We start from the raw sequence: 16,251 nt of genomic DNA on the forward strand, positions 1-16,251 counted from the left end.
AGTGTTAACAATTAATGCGTTAAATCATAACTACAATAAATATCCCGTTTTAAAAGACATTACTTTAAGTGCTGAGTCAGGTCAAACTGTTGCTATTTTGGGAACAAGCGGGGTTGGAAAAACGACCTTATTTAATCTGATTGCAGGAATCTTACCAATACAAAGCGGAACAATTGAAATTGAAGGTAGTCAAAAACTTAAGGAAAAAGTGGCTTATATGTTACAAAAAGACATGCTACTTGCCCATAAATCCATTATTGAAAATGTTATGCTACCGATGCTCATTCAAGGTCAAAGCAAAAAAGAAGCGCGCAAAAAAGCGCGCGCTTTACTCGAACAATTTGATTTAGATGAGTGGGCGGACTATTATCCGAAAGCCCTGAGTGGCGGGATGCGGCAACGAATTGCCTTCATTCGTACCACAGCTTTTGATCGAGATTGGTTATTATTAGATGAAGCTTTTAGTGCATTAGACGCCATTACCAGGCGTCTAATGCATCATTGGTTTATGGATTATAGAAAGCAAATCCAAGCTTCAACATTACTCATTACGCATGATGTGGACGAAGCTATTATTTTAAGCGATAAAATTTATGTTTTGAAAGGTCAGCCTGGAGAAATTGTTGCGGAATTTCATATTAATATCCACAAAGATAATTTTGAAGAACTGATCTTTTTACCTGAATTTTTAGATTATAAAAAACAATTGCTCGCTATTTTATAAGCTTAATCAAGCGTCGACTAGCATAAGCCGCTATAACGATTTTTATAAAATCACCAAGAATAAAAGGCGCGAACCCAATGGCGATCGCTTCATTGATTGATAAGGAAGTTCCAGCCATTATTTTGAGCATCCATACCATATAAGGAATCCCAATTAAATAAATAATAATATTGGCAGCTAAACCTAACAATATGAGTGATAGGATAGAACGCAATTGGTAGCTTTGTCGTGTATAACTGACGAGTAAACTTACTAAGGGGAAGGACAAAACAAAGCCAAATGTAGGCATGACAATGGATGCGATACCTCCCGTTCCGCCAGCAAAAACAGGTATTCCAATTAAACCAATTAATAGATACAAAAGACTGCTCCCAACAGCGATATTTATTGGGGAGATAAAGGCGATTAATAAAATGGCAAAGGTTTGTAGGCTGAAGGGAACAGGACCGATTGGAATGGTTATCCATGAACAAACGATTAAGAGGGCAGTCATTAAAGGGATGCGGCTGATGGCTTTAACGGTCATGGGGCGTATCCTTTTTTGCGAACTGCTGGCTTGAAAGTGAAATTTCGTTGCTGATGAGTGCTCTTTTTTGGCCGTTTTGTTCAACTATTAGGTGACCTAGGTCATTAACTGAACGGATAATGGCTGAGGACATTGTTTGATCGCGTTCTTGAAAATAGACGGTTTGGTTGATTCCTAAGAGATGTTGGTTATAAATTCCTAAAAAGTTTTTTTGATCTAAGTTCAAATGAAAGGCATAGAAGTTTCTTAAATAATCGGCTAACAATTGGTTTTTATTAAAGTTTAAAGGAAGTTGTTCGCCGAATATGGTACCAGCTACTTTTTGTATATCTGTAATGGCAGTTTGAAAGCTCCCGGCTAAATTAAGGCCAATTCCGATAATAATATATGCGACTTCACCATTTTCTAGATGTGTTGAAGCCTCGGACAAGATACCCGCAACTTTTTTACCTTTATAAAAAATATCATTGACCCATTTGATCCCGATTGCTTCGTCGACATATGGCTCTAAAGTTTGAACTAAGGCTGCAGCCGCTGCTAAGGTATATAAAGGGATTAATGGTTTATTGGCTGGATCAGGCTTGAAGGCAAGGCTAAAATATAAACCATCTTTTAATTCAGAATAAAAAGATTTCCCTACTCTGCCACGACCTTGATTTTGTTTTTTAGCAATGATGAGCTGATTTTGTTGGGTTTTGATAATATTTTCTTTGGCGACATCATTTGTGGAAGACAGCTCTTCAAAAACTTGGACAGACAAATCGGGTAAAAAAGGCTCAATCCGTGCTTGAATTTGACTAGCATGGAGGGAAGGAACTGACTGGGTTAGTAGATAGCCCTTTTTATGCTGTGTTTCAATTTGATAACCTAAAGTCCGTAGTTGTTCAATAATTTTCCAGACCGCATTGCGCGAAATACCTAATTTGTCAGCGATATATTGTCCAGATATCGGTTCATTAGGATGTTGATATAAAATCGATAAAATATGAGCTTCATTCATAGCGAATCTCCTTGCATTCAGAATGTATAGAGGGTAACATAAAGAGAAACATTGGTCAACTAAACAATTGAATTGGTTGACGCAAAATAAGGAGTGAATTGGATGTTTACCGAAGATGCTTTATTTTATGCTAAACAAATAAAAGCCAAAGAAGTGACTGCTGAGTCGCTCGTAGAAAAAGCGCTAAATCGCATTGAGGAAGTGAACCCTATCTTGAATGCGGTCACGGTCGTGCATGAAGAGGAAGCCATAGCAACAGCTAGGCAATATGATCAGTATTTTTCACATTTAACGGAATTACAAATTACGGAACTCCCAGCGTTTTTTGGTGTTCCCATTTTGTTAAAAGACTTAGGACAAAGTCATAAGGGGCATGTTTCAGCGGGTGGCTCAAAATTATTAAAAGAGGCTGTGGCTTCAGATAATGATCATTTTGTTCAATCGGTTGTGGATGCAGGTTTTATTATTGTTGGAAGAACCAACGTCCCTGAATTAGGTTACAAAAATATTAGTGATTCAAAGATGTTTGGAGCAGTTAATAATCCGCTGGATTTAAAACGCAATGCGGGTGGGTCAAGTGGTGGAGCTGCAGCAGCGATAAAAGCTGGGATGGTTCCTATTGCAACAGCAAGCGATGGTGGAGGTTCGATTCGAATTCCAGCAAGTTTTACTGGATTAGTAGGTTTAAAACCTTCAAGAGGAAGAATTCCTGTCGGTCCTGGTGGTTATCGCGGTTGGCAAGGCGCTTCAGTTAATTTTGCCTTAAGTAAATCTGTTAGGGACAGCTTTGAGTTGTTTAAAGCCATACATACGATGCAGTTAACTAGCCCATTTCATTTGCCTAAAATGCCTGAAACAGAGCTAGTTCCTTTAGACCGACCTCTAAAAATTGCCTTTTCGACTCGCGTCCCTAACTTAAGTCCACTTGATCCACAAGCCAAAGCCTTGGTTGATCAGACGGTAGACTATTTAAAAGAATTAGGACATGAGCTCGTTCCGATTGGTTTTGAATATGATGGAATTGAAGCCATTCAATCCTACTATAAGGTGAATGGGGTAGAAACCGTTGTAATGATGGAAGAAATCGAAGCTGCCCTTGGGCGGCCAGTGACGAAAGAAGATGTTGAATTGATGACTTGGGCTATTTATCGTTCAGGCGTTAGAGTGTTAGCAACTGATTATTCGAAAATTTTAGCCTTATGGGATCAATTACGTATTGATTTAGAAACTTTCTTCATCGATAATGATTTTGATCTATGGTTAACCCCTACTAATAATGGGGTGGCACCTCACCACCATCAATTAGATGTTACGGATGAAACGGCTAGAGACCTTGGTAATATAGATGATTTTTCTGCCGATGACCAGCAAAATCTCATTATGGAGATGTTTCATTCGAGTTTAAGTTTAACACCTTTCACCCAACTTCAAAACTTATCCGGCCACCCTGCGATTAGTTTGCCAATTAAAACAAAAGAAGCACAACTACCGATTGGTGCTCAATTTACAGCCAAAATCGGCCAAGAATACCTCCTGTTCCAACTAGGACAACAAATGGAAGATGCTGGATATCTAGATGGCAAGGCAATTGACATAACAAAATCATAACAACAAAATCCGCTATAAACAGTGTTTATAGCGGATTAATATTTTGAAAACTTATATGACGAAAACCATCAAAAGTAAGCGGTTATTTATTCAGCTTTATTAACATCTAAGATTATTGCTTCTTTTGTCACATGGTTTAATACTTTGCAACCATCTGCCGTTGCAATTACCAAATCTTCAATTCGAATTCCTAATTCACCGGGTAAATAAATACCTGGTTCGATTGAGAAGACATGGCCTTCTTCAATCAATTGATGGTTACTGGCACTTACATCCCCTGCTTCATGCACATCGCGACCGATAAAATGCCCTAAGCGGTGGGTAAAATACTCGCCATAACCTGCCTTTGTAATGATATCTCTTGCAATACCATCGATTTCAGAAAATGGGATGCCTGGTTTAATGGCAGCAATGGCTTCTTCGTTGGCTTGTTTGACAATATTGTAAATTTCCAATGCTTTATCAGAGGGTTGACCATAAAAGACCGTTCGAGTCATATCTGAAGCATAGCCTTTGTAGCTACTCCCAATATCAATGACAACAGAATCTCCGTAAACGGGCATTGTTCCGTCTGTTTCATGATGCGGGTCTGCTCCGTTTGCCCCGAATGCGACAATCGGTTCAAAAGAAAAACTATTACCACTCAGGGATAAATAAATATCTTCAAGATGACCTTTGAGTTCTTTTTCAGATAAACCTTTTGCAATGAGAGCTATGAGTTGTTCCATTGCTTGATCATTTAAGGCAGATGCTTGCGCCATTAATTCTTGCTCTTGTGCTGATTTAATCGCACGCATATCATCGACTAAATGAGATTGATTGACTGCTTGGATGCTGTTGTCAATGGCTAGTAAATCTAGTAAGAAATGACTTGGCCATAATTTATCGATGCTGGTTGGACCGACAGCTAATGATTGAGCGATTTTATTTAAAATTGGGTCGCCATCATTGTAGTTAATGACTTCAATGACGTCTTGTAAGTCTTGGTCTAATTCTGCTGTTGGAAACAGTCGATTAAGATATAGTTGATGCGTATTTTTATCAGCAAAGATGATGAGTAAAAGTAGGCGTTCACCCGGCTGGGTGTGATAAGCTGTGAAATAATCAATACTTGATGGATCGCTAATCACTTGATTAGCAATGCCTGCTTCTCGCATTTTTTCTTGTAGTTGTTGGATTCTCGTAAAATTCATAAGCGCACTCCTCAGTAAAATTTTATTTATTTAATTGTTAGTGTCTCTATTATAGTATAAAATGAAATCAGTTAGTAATCAGGAGTTTGGATTAGGTCTTTCGCCTCATGTTTATAAAAGTGGCTATCGTTATGATTGAGTAAAACTACCCAAAGGAGATTAATTATGTGGGATATTTCACTGGAAAGAAAACGACAGATTATCCGTTTGACAACAATAATTGGGATAATTATAACGATTTCAGGTTCGATTTACATTGCTCAATCATCTTATTTTAAACCTGGTGGAGGCTTTTATGATTTATTGACTCATCTAGGGTTTTGGGCACCTATTATCTTTATTGTCGTTCAAATTAGTCAAATTATTTATCCGATTATCCCATTTGGCTTAACCAATGTAATTGGTGATTTGGTGTTTGGGCATGCTTGGGGTTTTGTTTTTAATTGCATTGGCATGTTGGTCGGCTCAAGTATTAACTTTTACCTTGGTCGACGCTTTGGAGCAAGCTTCGTTAAAGCATTTATTTCTGATGAGCAATATGATAATTATATAAGTAAAATGAATGAAGGAACAGGCTTTGTTAAACTTTTAAAGATTGGCTTTATTTTACCTGTTTTTCCTGACGATATTTTTTGTATGATTTCAGGTATGTCAAATATGAACTTTAAAGATTTTTTTATATTAGTAGTCAAGTATCGACCTGTTTCTTTATTTGTATTTACCTTTTTAAGTTCCAATATTATTCAGTTTTTTGCTAATCTAATCTTTAATTAAAGAGGTTTTTAAATGAAATATATTTTAATTCAAATGGTAAGATTTTATCAAAAAGCAATCTCACCATTATTTCCCCCTAGCTGTCGCTATTCTCCTACTTGTTCGACTTATATGCTGACGGCTCTAGAGCGACATGGAGCTTTGAAAGGTTTCATCATGGGATTTGCCCGTATTATACGTTGTAATCCGTTTGTAGATGGTGGACATGATCCTGTACCTGATTATTTTACATTAAGACGTTCTACGTCGGAATTATGAGATAGGTAAACTGTTTATTGACATAATATGATATAATAATCCAGGAAACAGAAAGGATGGTGTGTAAGATGAATTGGTTAACACAATTTCTAAATAATCGACCAGTGATTCAATTAATAGATATAGCCATTGTTTGGTATATCATCTATAAATTGCTAATGTATGCTCGCGGAACACGAGCGATTAACGTTCTTAAAGGTGTCGCCATCATCATCTTAGCGAAGTTTGCCAGCTCTGTTTTACAATTGCAAACCATCGATTGGTTACTAGACCAAGTTATTTCCTGGGGTGTTGTAGGAACGATGATTGTCTTTCAACCCGAGTTGCGTAAGGCACTTGAAAGCCTTGGCCGGAATTTATTTCGCAATCGGCGGACGCCGGATAATCCTAGTCAAGATCTGATTGATGACTTGATCGTTTCGGCTAATTATATGTCGAAAAGGAAAATTGGTGCGTTAATTTCAATTGAAGGTCACGATCGCTTAGATGAATATATCCAAACCGGCATTAAAATGGATTCGGAAATTTCTAGCCAGCTATTAATTAATATATTTATTCCGAATACGCCTTTACACGATGGGGCTGTTATTATTTCAGACTATCGGATAGCGGTCGCAGCAGGTTATTTACCCTTATCTGAAAGTGATCAAATACCTAAAGAACTTGGAACTAGGCACAGGGCGGCCATTGGTTTAAGTGAAGTATCTGACGCTTTAACCTTGATTGTCTCTGAAGAAACAGGAGCAATTAGTATTGTTAAAAAAAACAAGCTACACCGGGATTTATCGCAAGTAGAACTTGAAACGCTGTTAACAGAAAACTTATTTGATGAAGAAGAGGAAGTTAAAGAATCAGGACTCATCGCAACAATTCGGAGTTTTTTTAATACAAATTTTATACAGAGGAGGGATGATAAATGAAAAAGCCATCCTTTGATAATGTTTGGGTTGTTAGGGCGGTTTCTTTATTATTCGCGGTCTTCTTGAATATTTTTGTCACCAATAGTAATGCGCAACCCTTCCTAAGCGCGGGTAACCAGCAATTTGCTAGTGTTGATTCTAGCGAAACAATCTCAAATGTGCCGGTTTTCTTAGGTCAGCATGATGACGATTTGTATATTAGTGGTCTGCCAGATACGGTTAATATTCGCTTAACAGGCCCACGCAACTTAATTAGTCAATTAACTATTGATAATTTTCGAGTTGAAACAGAGAGTTTAATGGATTTACCTACTGGTACCCAGGCTATTCGTTTAGTCGCAGCTGGTCTACCTGAAGATATTCACTATGAAATATCACCGTCACAAGTGATTGTTCGGATCTCACGCAAAGCAACCATTACGGTGCCGGTCGAATATGAAATTATGGACGGTGCTATTGCCAATGGTTATGAGGTAACCCAAGTCACCATGAACCCCAGTGAGGTTGAATTAACGGGTGATAGTAGTAAAATAGAAAAAGTCGATCGGGCGCTTGTTCGAATCGTATCGGAAGAAGCTATAACGGAGTCATTCTCAGCTATTTTAAGGCTTCAAATCCTAGATGAAAATGATAATTTGTTAGATATAAATACCTCTACAGCTGAAATTCAAGTAGCTGTTACGGTAGAATCGCAGAGTGTAAGTGTCCCCCTACGGATTAACCCACAAGGTGAGGACTTAGAAAAATATAGTTATGAATATAGTTTTGTTGATACGTCACACGTTGATGTTTATGCCAGCCCTGATATCGCTAGCAATATGGATTGGGTAGGTGTTGGAGTGGATGTGACAGGGTTAACAGAGACGGCTGTCATAAGTGGCATGCTTTCAATTCCTGAAAACATAGAGTTTATCAGTCAAAATGAAGTCGCTGTGTTGGTTGAAGTTTATCCTGTCGATAGACAGCGAATCTCACCTGTTCAATCATTTACACCTATGGAGTCAGAATCAACTGATTCGCATAGCTTGGATGCCAGTAACATAGACGAAACAACGGAAACATTAAGTGAAGATATGAGTGAAACAGAAGCATCCTCAGAAGAGCCATCAGAGTAAGATGGACGTAATTTAATCAAAGTTAGGAGACATAGAAAATGAGCAAATATTTTGGTACAGACGGTGTAAGAGGTGTTGCCAATGAAGAACTTACCCCTGAGTTAGCATTTAAATTAGGTAGATTTGGTGGGCATGTTTTACAACAACATGCTCCTGAAATAGAACATCCCCGTGTTTTGGTAGCAAGAGATACGCGTATTTCGGGATATTTATTGGAAAATGCTTTAATTGCTGGTTTACTGTCTGTTGGTATAGAAGTTATGCAATTAGGTGTCATTTCAACACCGGCTGTTGCCTATTTGACACGTACGCAAGGGGCTGTAGCGGGAGTGATGATCAGCGCTTCGCATAATCCAGCCGAAGATAATGGCATTAAATTTTTTGGAGCGGATGGATTTAAGTTATCCGATGACCAAGAATTAGAAATTGAAGCCCTATTGGATCAAGAAGAAGATGACTTACCACGTCCAAGCGCGGATGGCTTAGGCGTTGTGGATGAATTTCCTGAAGGTCTCATTAAATATATCCAATTTTTACAATCAACAATCCCATCAGATTTAGCTGGCATTTCAGTATGTATTGATGCGGCCAATGGTGCAACAGCTCCAATTGTTAATCAGTTATTCGCTGACTTGGAGACAGACTTTTACACCATGGGTGACCGCCCGAATGGGATTAATATCAATGATGGCGTAGGGTCTACCCATCCAGAAAAGCTACAAGCGTTTGTGCTAGAAAAGAAAGCTATGGTAGGTCTTGCCTTTGATGGAGACGGGGACCGACTGATTGCTTGTGATGAGAATGGTCATATTGTCGACGGTGATAAAATTATGTTTATCATTGGAAAATACTTGAAAGATAAAGGACGTCTTGCCAACAACACCATTGTTTCAACAGTGATGAGTAATATTGGTTTCCATAAAGCAGTTGAAAACGCTGGGATGACGGCCTTAAAAACGAATGTCGGCGACCGTTATGTCGTTGAGGAAATGCGTAATGGAGGCTATACCTTAGGTGGTGAGCAATCAGGGCATATCGTTATGTTAGATTACAACACAACAGGCGATGGCTTACTAACAGCCATTCATCTCTTGAATGTGATGAATGAAACTAACAAGCCTTTATCTGAACTTGCCGCTGAAGTTCAAATTTTCCCACAAAAATTAGTTAATATTCGCGTGCATGATAAATATACAGTTATGGATGTTCCAGCTGTCAAAGCGATTATTGAAGATGTAGAATCAGAAATGAATGGTGACGGCCGTATTTTAGTTCGTCCAAGTGGTACAGAGCCATTGTTACGTGTAATGGCAGAAGCATCGACAGATGAAAAAGTTGATCAATATGTTAATAAAATTGCTGATATTATCCGCCAAGAACGTGGCTTAGATAACTAAGTGAATTCATTTACCCATAATAGGTAGTTAGCTCAATTTGTTAATTACCTTTATGGGTTTTTTAACTTATATGAAGGAGTCCAATATGTCAGAAAGTCCGAACAAAAAAACGAAACTAGCGCTTAGCTTAGACTGGTTAGATGATCATCCGAATATTTTCCAATGTATCCATTGCCATGCAGCTTTAAAACGAGTCGGATCGAGCTTAGTCTGTGACAATCGTCATCAATTTGATGGGACGAAAAAAGGCTACTTTTATCTGTCCAAGCAAGCCACGCAACAAACCGACTACGATAAGATACTTTTTGAACACCGCCGCTACATCATTAGCCAATCGTCTTTTTATACACCTTTAATCCAAACCCTCACCAACCTTTTAAATAAATATCTCTGCCCCAATAGCGTGGTTCTTGACGCCGGCAGTGGTGAAGGGAGTTATTTACATTTACTTAATCATGCACTTGGGCTAGCAACGACTTTAATCGGTGTTGATTTAGCCAAGGAAGGTGTCCAATTAGCAACCAGCTATAATGGTGAACTCTTATCCTTAGTGGCAGACTTAGCTAATTTACCGATCCAAGACAAAAAAGTGGATGTTATCTTATCTATTTTATCACCGGCTAACTATTCGGAGTTTAAACGTGTTTTAAAGGAGGAGGGGCTTGTTATAAAAATAATTCCCGAAAGCAATTATTTAATCGAAATACGGCAAGCGCTTGTGCAATTAGGTTTTGATATTCAAGAAAAGCACGACAACCAAGCGGTAGTTGAGAAATTCCAAGAGGCTTTTCCTGATTTCCAGTCCCAATTAATCGACGAAAAAATCGCCTTGTCCCATGATGCGCTGAATCATTTACTACTAATGACTCCTTTGACATGGCATTTAAAGCAAGAAGAACGCGAAAATCTTATTGCTATCTTACCCAAACAGATCCATCTGCATTTAGTTATTTTAATTGGACATAAAAAAACTGCTAAATAACCAGTAAAGGCTACTTAGCAGTTAAAGTTGTTTAAACAGTTGCATGGTCTGCAGAATACTTCTTGCGATAACTTGAAGGCGTCATATGATTGCTTTCTTTAAATGTTTTCGAGAAGTGTGAAGGTGAATGAAAACCAACAATGTCAGAAATTTTAGAAATTGTAACATTGGATTGCGACAGTAATTTCTCAGCTTCTTCTAAACGCACATGAATGAGGTAATCAATTGGTGATAAACCTGTTTGCTGTTTGAATAGACGGATGAGATAGTATTTATTAATGTCGACCAAGTCTGAAAGTTCATCCAGCGTGATTTTTTTAGAAAAGTTTTCACGAATATAAGTCTGAATGATTTCAATTTCATTATGCTTAACTTGTGTTGTTGAATCTTTGATTGATAGCTCATTGTTACGCAATACATGAACCATAACGCACTCTAATAATTTCTTTAAGATAATTTCAGATCCACGGAAAGGATTATCCATTTCCATCAACGCCAAATCTAAATAGTGTTTGATAGATTGACTTTTGTCACCTACAATAAATAATTGCTCTTGTGAATTTGCCTCTAAAGAAGAAGTGAATAATACACCACTTAACGTAACTTTAATCCATTCAATTTTTCTAATGGGTGATAAGTCTAATTGGTAGTTAGGATTTAAAATAATTAAATCACGTTTCTTAATTTCGCCTTCTTCATGATTGTGGCGATAACTAGCTGAACCCTTATGTATATATATAATTACGAGTTCATCTTCGGATAAAAGAGATAAATCTTGTCCTAAAGTAATATTTTCTTGAACGATTGATTTAAGCTTTATTGACGCTGAATTTACGTTAGATATATACAAATTTTCAACTCCTTTCAGTTTACAGTAATACTATATTACAATAAATTATCTTTAATGAAAAGCATAATTATCAAATTTTATTAATTATTAATAAAATTTGAAATTAACAAATAAATTATTTTTTATTAATGATGAAAGCCTAACACAAATAGTATTCCATTAAAAGTTTATGGAATTTATTGCTTTGTATTTATATTAATTCTAATCAAGAGATAATAATTAAAACTAATAGAAATAGGAAGATATTAGTTAAATATAGAGTAAAAAGAATCAATAAAATTGCATATAAAATAAAAAATATGTTTTTATATCAATAAAATATAAGGAGCAAAGAAGATGAAAAATTTTATCTATGATATTCCCACAAAACTCTATTTTGGTCGCGATCAAATCGAAAAGCTACCAGACCTTATTAATCGTTTTGGTAAGAAGGTTTTATTAACTTATGGTGGCGGAAGCATTAAAAAAAATGGTTTGTACGATAAAGTTAAAGATTTACTAAAGAATTGTGAGATTTTTGAATTAAGCGGCATTGAACCAAATCCACGAATCGAATCCGTTAGAAAAGGAGCAGAATTATGTAAAGAACATCAAATTGATGTTATTTTAGCTGTTGGTGGTGGGTCAACAATCGATGCTTCCAAAATGATAGCAGCTGCTGCTAAATATGATGGTGACGCTTGGGATTTAGTTAAAAACCGTGACCTTATTAAAGATGTTTTACCACTTATCGATATATTGACCTTATCTGCTACTGGGACTGAAATGAACACCAGCTCGGTTATCACAAATTTTAAAACGAAGGAAAAAATTGGGACAAGTGCTTATAGCCTCTATCCCTATGCTTCCATTTGCGATCCGACTTATACATTCAGTGTGAATCCATACCAAACAGCTGCTGGAACAGCTGATATTATGTCACATACATTTGAAATCTACTTTAGTCATGAAGAAGAGGTATTTATTCAAGACCGCCTTGCGGAAGGGATTTTAAGTGCTTGTATTCATTATTTACCGATTGCATTAGAAGACCCTCATAACTATGATGCGCGTGCCAATTTAATGTGGGCGTCGACCTTAGCTTTAAATGGTTTAACCAGTTTTGGTAAAGGTGGGCCATGGACCTGTCATCCGATTGAACATGTCTTGTCCGCTTATTATGACATTACTCATGCGGTTGGTCTAGCTATTTTAACACCACGTTGGATGGATTTTGCCGTTAATGAAAAAACCGTTGAACGTTTTGCCATGTATGCTGAAAATGTTTGGGGAATTCCAAAAGGCGATGATTTATTTGCGTCTGCTCGTTTAGCCATCGATAAAACTTATCAATTTTTCTTAGATGTAGGTTTGCCAATGACTTTGGGTGAAGTTGGCATTGAAACAGATGAATATTTTGAAGAAATGGCGATGCAAGCTGCACCCCGCTTAGAAAATTCTTACGTACCTTTAACCAAAGATGATGTCGTAAATATTTTATATGCTTGTCGCCAACCGAGAAAAATGTCCACTTCCTTATAATAAATATCGCAATTATTTCACCGATTGTTAAGCAAAGTTATAATTCTAATACAAAATGATGACATGAAAACATTTTGAACCTACATATGCTAGAATTGATTTAAATAGGCAGAGGAGGGGGATTATGAAAAAATATTGTTTAAAAGCTAAGCTAGCTTTTGTTATTGTGCTTTTACTAGGCTTTACTTTGCCAATTCATTATCAAACACCTGTTTTTGCTCAAAGTCAATCAAGTAGTAGTCAATCCCCAGAAAGTAGCGATCGTGACATATACGAGGAAACTTACCCAAAAGATGAAGAAGAGTCCAGTAGTGCTATCACACCTGAACCACCAGGTTCTTTTGAATCTGAAGAAAGTGAGTCGATTGCTGACAGTCAAGTAGATGAAACGTCAGAATCAGAAGAAAGCATCAGTGAGTCTGTAGAAACAATAGAGTCAGAGTCCGGCTCAAGTGAATCTTCAATTGAAGAAACAAGTCAGACACCGCCTATTCAATCAGAGTCTACTGTGGGGAGTCGCCCAAGACAGTCTAATCGACCTAATCCAACAGAAACAAGACCAGTAGAGCAAACTTCCAATACAAACTTTACTTTAATGTTCACCTTATTAGCCAATCGCTTATATAACAATCAAATGTCAATGGGGTCATGGATGTTTAGACTCGTGAACTCAGATATGATTGATTTACTAGAAGAAAGCTTTGCAGATGTTCTCCCATTCAATTTGATGTCCATTAAATATCGTTCGGCGCTTATCTCCAGTGTGTTTTTTATTACAAGTTTATATCACAGATAATACGAACGCTTAATTATAGTGTTAAGAACATTTGTTCATGGCTATAGTTAGGCGTTTATGTTTTTACTTAAGAGCTGTGTGGTAGAATGATGAAAGGCAAAAGCCTTTAATAAATATAAAGTGAGGAAGTTATGATAAAAGGAATCATTTTTGATAAAGACGGTACATTGGTTGAATTAGGTGATAGTTGGGATCAACCCACCATTGAAGTGGTTGATCTATTACTTAGCCAATCAGAATTAAGTCTTGAAGAGCAGAAAGATTTTAAATTATCCATGGGTGTTACGGATACACATATCCTGAGCAATTCAACCGTTGCTGCAGGAAGTATAGAAGATCAAGCTAAGGTCTTCCAAAAAGTTTTGCCTTTACCGCTAGCTGAAATTATCCAGACGATTGAAAATTATTTCTACCAATTCTTTTTAACGAATCAAGAACCAATCCCGGTGATTGATGGGGTTTTTGATTGTTTAAAAACATTAAAAGAACAAAATTATTTTTTGGGGATTGTCACCAATGATAATCAAAGGTTAACAGAGATCATGTTAGAACGGTCTGGCCTTATGCCTTACTTCGATTTTATTGGCAGTGCCGATCAATATGGTAGTAAGCCTAACTCAATCGCTTTTGACATCATAGAAAAAGAACATGGGCTTAAGCTTAACGAACTTGTTTATGTGGGAGATTCAGCAGTAGACATGGCATATGGCAGTCAAACGCAAGCAGCCATCGGCTTAGCGTTAGATGAGGCTCATTTAGAACATTTAGAGAAAGCAGATTATATTATTCGCTCATTTGATGAACTTGATCCTTTGCTTTCAAAACTAAATGATCATATATCGAAAAAAAAAAAAGAGGTTCCTATGAAAAAGAAGACAATTGTATCTTATGCAGTATTAGCGAGTATGTTTTTTCAAGCTATATCCGTCACTACTTTCGCTCAAGAGAGCGATGCATCCAGTTCGGTCACTGACAGTGAAGTTATTAGTGATGAAACAGAAGAAGCAGCGACGGATTTATTTGCCCTTAATAAAATTGAGTTGGTTGAGGGGAATCCCGTTAGTTTAATTGATGCTCTATATGCTCAACCGTCTTATGTGACGAGTGGTGTGAATTATTTAGATGCTATTAATGATGAGACCTTCGCGGTCCGTTCTTTGAGATATGTTCGTGATGGCGAATCTTATTATCTGATGTTAAGTGCTCCTGAAACGATTAATTCCACTATACTCATTGAGACTGATGAAGGTAAATTTAAAGAGTCCTATATTCCTAGTGATGATTTAATGGCTTCCATGGCAGAAGGCTTAAACAATTACCCTGATTTGTATGCTGGGACAGCCGTTGAAGAATTTTATCAATATGCACAAATGAATAGTGATAGCATCAGTGGACTATTAATTAATAATGACTACGCGACTGACACACATCAATTAATTTTTAACGAAGTTCAAGCAATCGATGCCTACTTGTTATCTCATTTAAAGCAATTCTTTGAGGCCGAAGGTAATGATTTTACGGTGGTCGATTCTGAAATTGGGGATATTTATTATTATGAAGTGACTGATGATAATCACGAGAACTTTCAAACAGTGATGCTAGAAGGCCAAGATGATGAGAGTTCAGAAGAGGTTCAAGCTTTACAAACGTTCTTCAGCCAAGAATTTACAGGTTCAATTGCGATTTCTATGGAAACAGGCTCTATTTCTTTGAGCATGTTGAATGACGAAGGGGCTCAAGCGATTGAATACAATATCCGCTTAGATCAAGTGGCTGTTGCCAGGGCAGAAGATGAACAAGTGATAACTGCAGATGAATTTAACGAGATGATTGGTATTGAGCTGTTTGCTCCTTTAGAAACATCTAATTCTGATGAATAAATACCGTAAGTAAGTTTAGCTGTAAATAAAGTGAGATAGTTTCTGTCTTTTTTCTGCAATGTTTGGTATACTTTATTATAAGAGTGGTTTGAATGTCTAGATTCCTAATAAATAATATCAAAGAAAGATAGAAGGAGACGGTATTGATGAATGAATATGAATGTCTAAATGATGAGCAGATTGAAGAGCAGCGTGATGAAGTTGATTTGATGTTAGATAACAGTTTAATCGAAGAAAAAGCAAATATCTTCAAGGTTCTAGGTGACTTAAACCGTGTTAAGATTGTCGAATTATTGATGAACTATGATCGCCTTTGCGTCTATGAGATTTCTCAGTTTATAGGTGCTTCGGTAGCCACTACCTCTCACCATTTAATTACACTACGAAAAAATGACATTATTACTTCTGAAAAAATTGGAAAACATGTTATTTATTCATTGCAAAATGAAAAAATATCTATTTTATTCGAAACGGCTAATGGCTTAAAGTTAAAATGTGACAAGAGCAATCAATTAGCGAATGCTTAATGAGAATATGAATAAAGGTCCAAACATGCATTTGTTTCGGACTTTTTTTTATCAAAGAAATCAGTGATATTTATTTAAATGATTTTTAATAAATAAAAATGGATTATTTTACTAGAAAACTTGAAAAGAATGCACGCCTCAATTACAATTAGCGATGTATACTGTTTCATGTTTAGTCGG

The 16,251-nt window shown here is 36.8% G+C and carries 16 protein-coding genes; 12 read left to right on the top strand and 4 right to left on the bottom strand.

The genetic code is table 11. The annotated features are described in order from the left end of the window. The first annotated feature begins 1 nt into the window (after position 1). Positions 2 to 724, top strand: a complete 723-nt coding sequence (locus ACTQ54_RS10750; protein WP_441756755.1) for an ABC transporter ATP-binding protein — start codon at positions 2 to 4, stop codon at positions 722 to 724. Here ACTQ54_RS10750 and ACTQ54_RS10755 read toward each other — a convergent pair. After that, the gene (locus tag ACTQ54_RS10755; RefSeq protein WP_441756757.1) at positions 714 to 1,250 is read right to left on the bottom strand and encodes a biotin transporter BioY; all 537 of its coding nucleotides are present in this window, start codon (positions 1,248 to 1,250) and stop codon (positions 714 to 716) included. The genes ACTQ54_RS10750 and ACTQ54_RS10755 overlap by 11 nt on opposite strands. Further along, a complete protein-coding gene (locus ACTQ54_RS10760; RefSeq protein ID WP_441756759.1) occupies positions 1,240 to 2,250 on the bottom strand; it encodes a biotin--[acetyl-CoA-carboxylase] ligase in 1,011 nt (336 codons plus the stop codon). The genes ACTQ54_RS10755 and ACTQ54_RS10760 overlap by 11 nt, the downstream gene beginning before the upstream one ends. Before the next feature lie 102 nt (positions 2,251 to 2,352). Between ACTQ54_RS10760 and ACTQ54_RS10765 the strand changes: the two genes are divergently transcribed. After that, positions 2,353 to 3,858 (top strand): amidase, encoded by a 1,506-nt coding sequence (locus ACTQ54_RS10765; protein ID WP_441756761.1) that lies wholly within the window; start codon positions 2,353 to 2,355, stop codon positions 3,856 to 3,858. 86 nt (positions 3,859 to 3,944) lie between these two features. On the opposite strand, the gene ACTQ54_RS10770 is transcribed toward ACTQ54_RS10765, so the two are convergent. Then, positions 3,945 to 5,051, bottom strand: a complete 1,107-nt coding sequence (locus ACTQ54_RS10770) for a M24 family metallopeptidase (protein ID WP_441756763.1) — start codon at positions 5,049 to 5,051, stop codon at positions 3,945 to 3,947. A 165-nt stretch (positions 5,052 to 5,216) separates the two neighbouring features. Here ACTQ54_RS10770 and ACTQ54_RS10775 point away from each other — a divergent pair, with 165 nt between their 5' ends. The 6 genes from ACTQ54_RS10775 to ACTQ54_RS10800 all read left to right on the top strand — a co-directional run bounded on the left by ACTQ54_RS10775 (position 5,217) and on the right by ACTQ54_RS10800 (position 10,497). Next, positions 5,217 to 5,825: a TVP38/TMEM64 family protein gene (locus ACTQ54_RS10775; RefSeq protein ID WP_441756765.1), complete on the top strand. Its 609-nt coding sequence runs from the start codon at positions 5,217 to 5,219 to the stop codon at positions 5,823 to 5,825. Positions 5,826 to 5,837: 12 nt separating this feature from the next. Then, positions 5,838 to 6,083 (top strand): membrane protein insertion efficiency factor YidD, encoded by a 246-nt coding sequence (yidD, locus tag ACTQ54_RS10780; protein ID WP_441756766.1) that lies wholly within the window; start codon positions 5,838 to 5,840, stop codon positions 6,081 to 6,083. A 68-nt stretch (positions 6,084 to 6,151) separates the two neighbouring features. Then, entirely contained in the window at positions 6,152 to 7,003 is an 852-nt protein-coding gene (cdaA, locus tag ACTQ54_RS10785; RefSeq protein ID WP_441756768.1) for a diadenylate cyclase CdaA, read from the top strand. Continuing rightward, a complete protein-coding gene (locus tag ACTQ54_RS10790; RefSeq protein ID WP_441756769.1) occupies positions 7,000 to 8,118 on the top strand; it encodes a CdaR family protein in 1,119 nt (372 codons plus the stop codon). The genes cdaA and ACTQ54_RS10790 overlap by 4 nt, the downstream gene beginning before the upstream one ends. A gap of 38 nt (positions 8,119 to 8,156) precedes the next feature. Beyond that, entirely contained in the window at positions 8,157 to 9,515 is a 1,359-nt protein-coding gene (glmM, locus tag ACTQ54_RS10795; RefSeq protein ID WP_441756771.1) for a phosphoglucosamine mutase, read from the top strand. Between the two features lie 85 nt (positions 9,516 to 9,600). Continuing rightward, entirely contained in the window at positions 9,601 to 10,497 is an 897-nt protein-coding gene (locus tag ACTQ54_RS10800) for a methyltransferase domain-containing protein (protein ID WP_441756773.1), read from the top strand. 31 nt (positions 10,498 to 10,528) lie between these two features. On the opposite strand, the gene ACTQ54_RS10805 is transcribed toward ACTQ54_RS10800, so the two are convergent. Continuing rightward, positions 10,529 to 11,347: an AraC family transcriptional regulator gene (locus ACTQ54_RS10805; protein ID WP_441756775.1), complete on the bottom strand. Its 819-nt coding sequence runs from the start codon at positions 11,345 to 11,347 to the stop codon at positions 10,529 to 10,531. A gap of 336 nt (positions 11,348 to 11,683) precedes the next feature. Between ACTQ54_RS10805 and ACTQ54_RS10810 the strand changes: the two genes are divergently transcribed. The 4 genes from ACTQ54_RS10810 to ACTQ54_RS10825 all read left to right on the top strand — a co-directional run bounded on the left by ACTQ54_RS10810 (position 11,684) and on the right by ACTQ54_RS10825 (position 16,071). Further along, a complete protein-coding gene (locus ACTQ54_RS10810; protein ID WP_441756777.1) occupies positions 11,684 to 12,868 on the top strand; it encodes an iron-containing alcohol dehydrogenase in 1,185 nt (394 codons plus the stop codon). Between the two features lie 124 nt (positions 12,869 to 12,992). Then, positions 12,993 to 13,664 (top strand): hypothetical protein, encoded by a 672-nt coding sequence (locus tag ACTQ54_RS10815; RefSeq protein WP_441756779.1) that lies wholly within the window; start codon positions 12,993 to 12,995, stop codon positions 13,662 to 13,664. Positions 13,665 to 13,795: 131 nt separating this feature from the next. Next, on the top strand, positions 13,796 to 15,544 hold the full coding sequence (locus ACTQ54_RS10820; protein WP_441756781.1) for an HAD family hydrolase: 1,749 nt from the start codon (positions 13,796 to 13,798) through the stop codon (positions 15,542 to 15,544). A gap of 146 nt (positions 15,545 to 15,690) precedes the next feature. Further along, a complete protein-coding gene (locus ACTQ54_RS10825; RefSeq protein ID WP_441756783.1) occupies positions 15,691 to 16,071 on the top strand; it encodes an ArsR/SmtB family transcription factor in 381 nt (126 codons plus the stop codon). Positions 16,072 to 16,251: the final 180 nt, after the last annotated feature.

It is taken from the genome of Fundicoccus sp. Sow4_H7 (assembly GCF_052115865.1).
Lineage (GTDB): Bacteria > Bacillota > Bacilli > Lactobacillales > Aerococcaceae > Fundicoccus_A.

Excerpts from the sequence above, each read along its gene's own strand:
- ACTQ54_RS10755 (WP_441756757.1), bottom strand. The coding sequence starts at position 1,250 with ATGACCGTTAAAGCCATCAGCCGCATCCCTTTAATGACTGCCCTCTTA.
- ACTQ54_RS10760 (WP_441756759.1), bottom strand. The coding sequence starts at position 2,250 with ATGAATGAAGCTCATATTTTATCGATTTTATATCAACATCCTAATGAA.
- ACTQ54_RS10765 (WP_441756761.1), top strand. The coding sequence starts at position 2,353 with ATGTTTACCGAAGATGCTTTATTTTATGCTAAACAAATAAAAGCCAAA.
- ACTQ54_RS10770 (WP_441756763.1), bottom strand. The coding sequence starts at position 5,051 with ATGAATTTTACGAGAATCCAACAACTACAAGAAAAAATGCGAGAAGCA.
- ACTQ54_RS10775 (WP_441756765.1), top strand. The coding sequence starts at position 5,217 with ATGTGGGATATTTCACTGGAAAGAAAACGACAGATTATCCGTTTGACA.
- yidD (WP_441756766.1), top strand. The coding sequence starts at position 5,838 with ATGAAATATATTTTAATTCAAATGGTAAGATTTTATCAAAAAGCAATC.
- cdaA (WP_441756768.1), top strand. The coding sequence starts at position 6,152 with ATGAATTGGTTAACACAATTTCTAAATAATCGACCAGTGATTCAATTA.
- ACTQ54_RS10790 (WP_441756769.1), top strand. The coding sequence starts at position 7,000 with ATGAAAAAGCCATCCTTTGATAATGTTTGGGTTGTTAGGGCGGTTTCT.
- glmM (WP_441756771.1), top strand. The coding sequence starts at position 8,157 with ATGAGCAAATATTTTGGTACAGACGGTGTAAGAGGTGTTGCCAATGAA.
- ACTQ54_RS10800 (WP_441756773.1), top strand. The coding sequence starts at position 9,601 with ATGTCAGAAAGTCCGAACAAAAAAACGAAACTAGCGCTTAGCTTAGAC.
- ACTQ54_RS10810 (WP_441756777.1), top strand. The coding sequence starts at position 11,684 with ATGAAAAATTTTATCTATGATATTCCCACAAAACTCTATTTTGGTCGC.
- ACTQ54_RS10815 (WP_441756779.1), top strand. The coding sequence starts at position 12,993 with ATGAAAAAATATTGTTTAAAAGCTAAGCTAGCTTTTGTTATTGTGCTT.
- ACTQ54_RS10820 (WP_441756781.1), top strand. The coding sequence starts at position 13,796 with ATGATAAAAGGAATCATTTTTGATAAAGACGGTACATTGGTTGAATTA.
- ACTQ54_RS10825 (WP_441756783.1), top strand. The coding sequence starts at position 15,691 with ATGAATGAATATGAATGTCTAAATGATGAGCAGATTGAAGAGCAGCGT.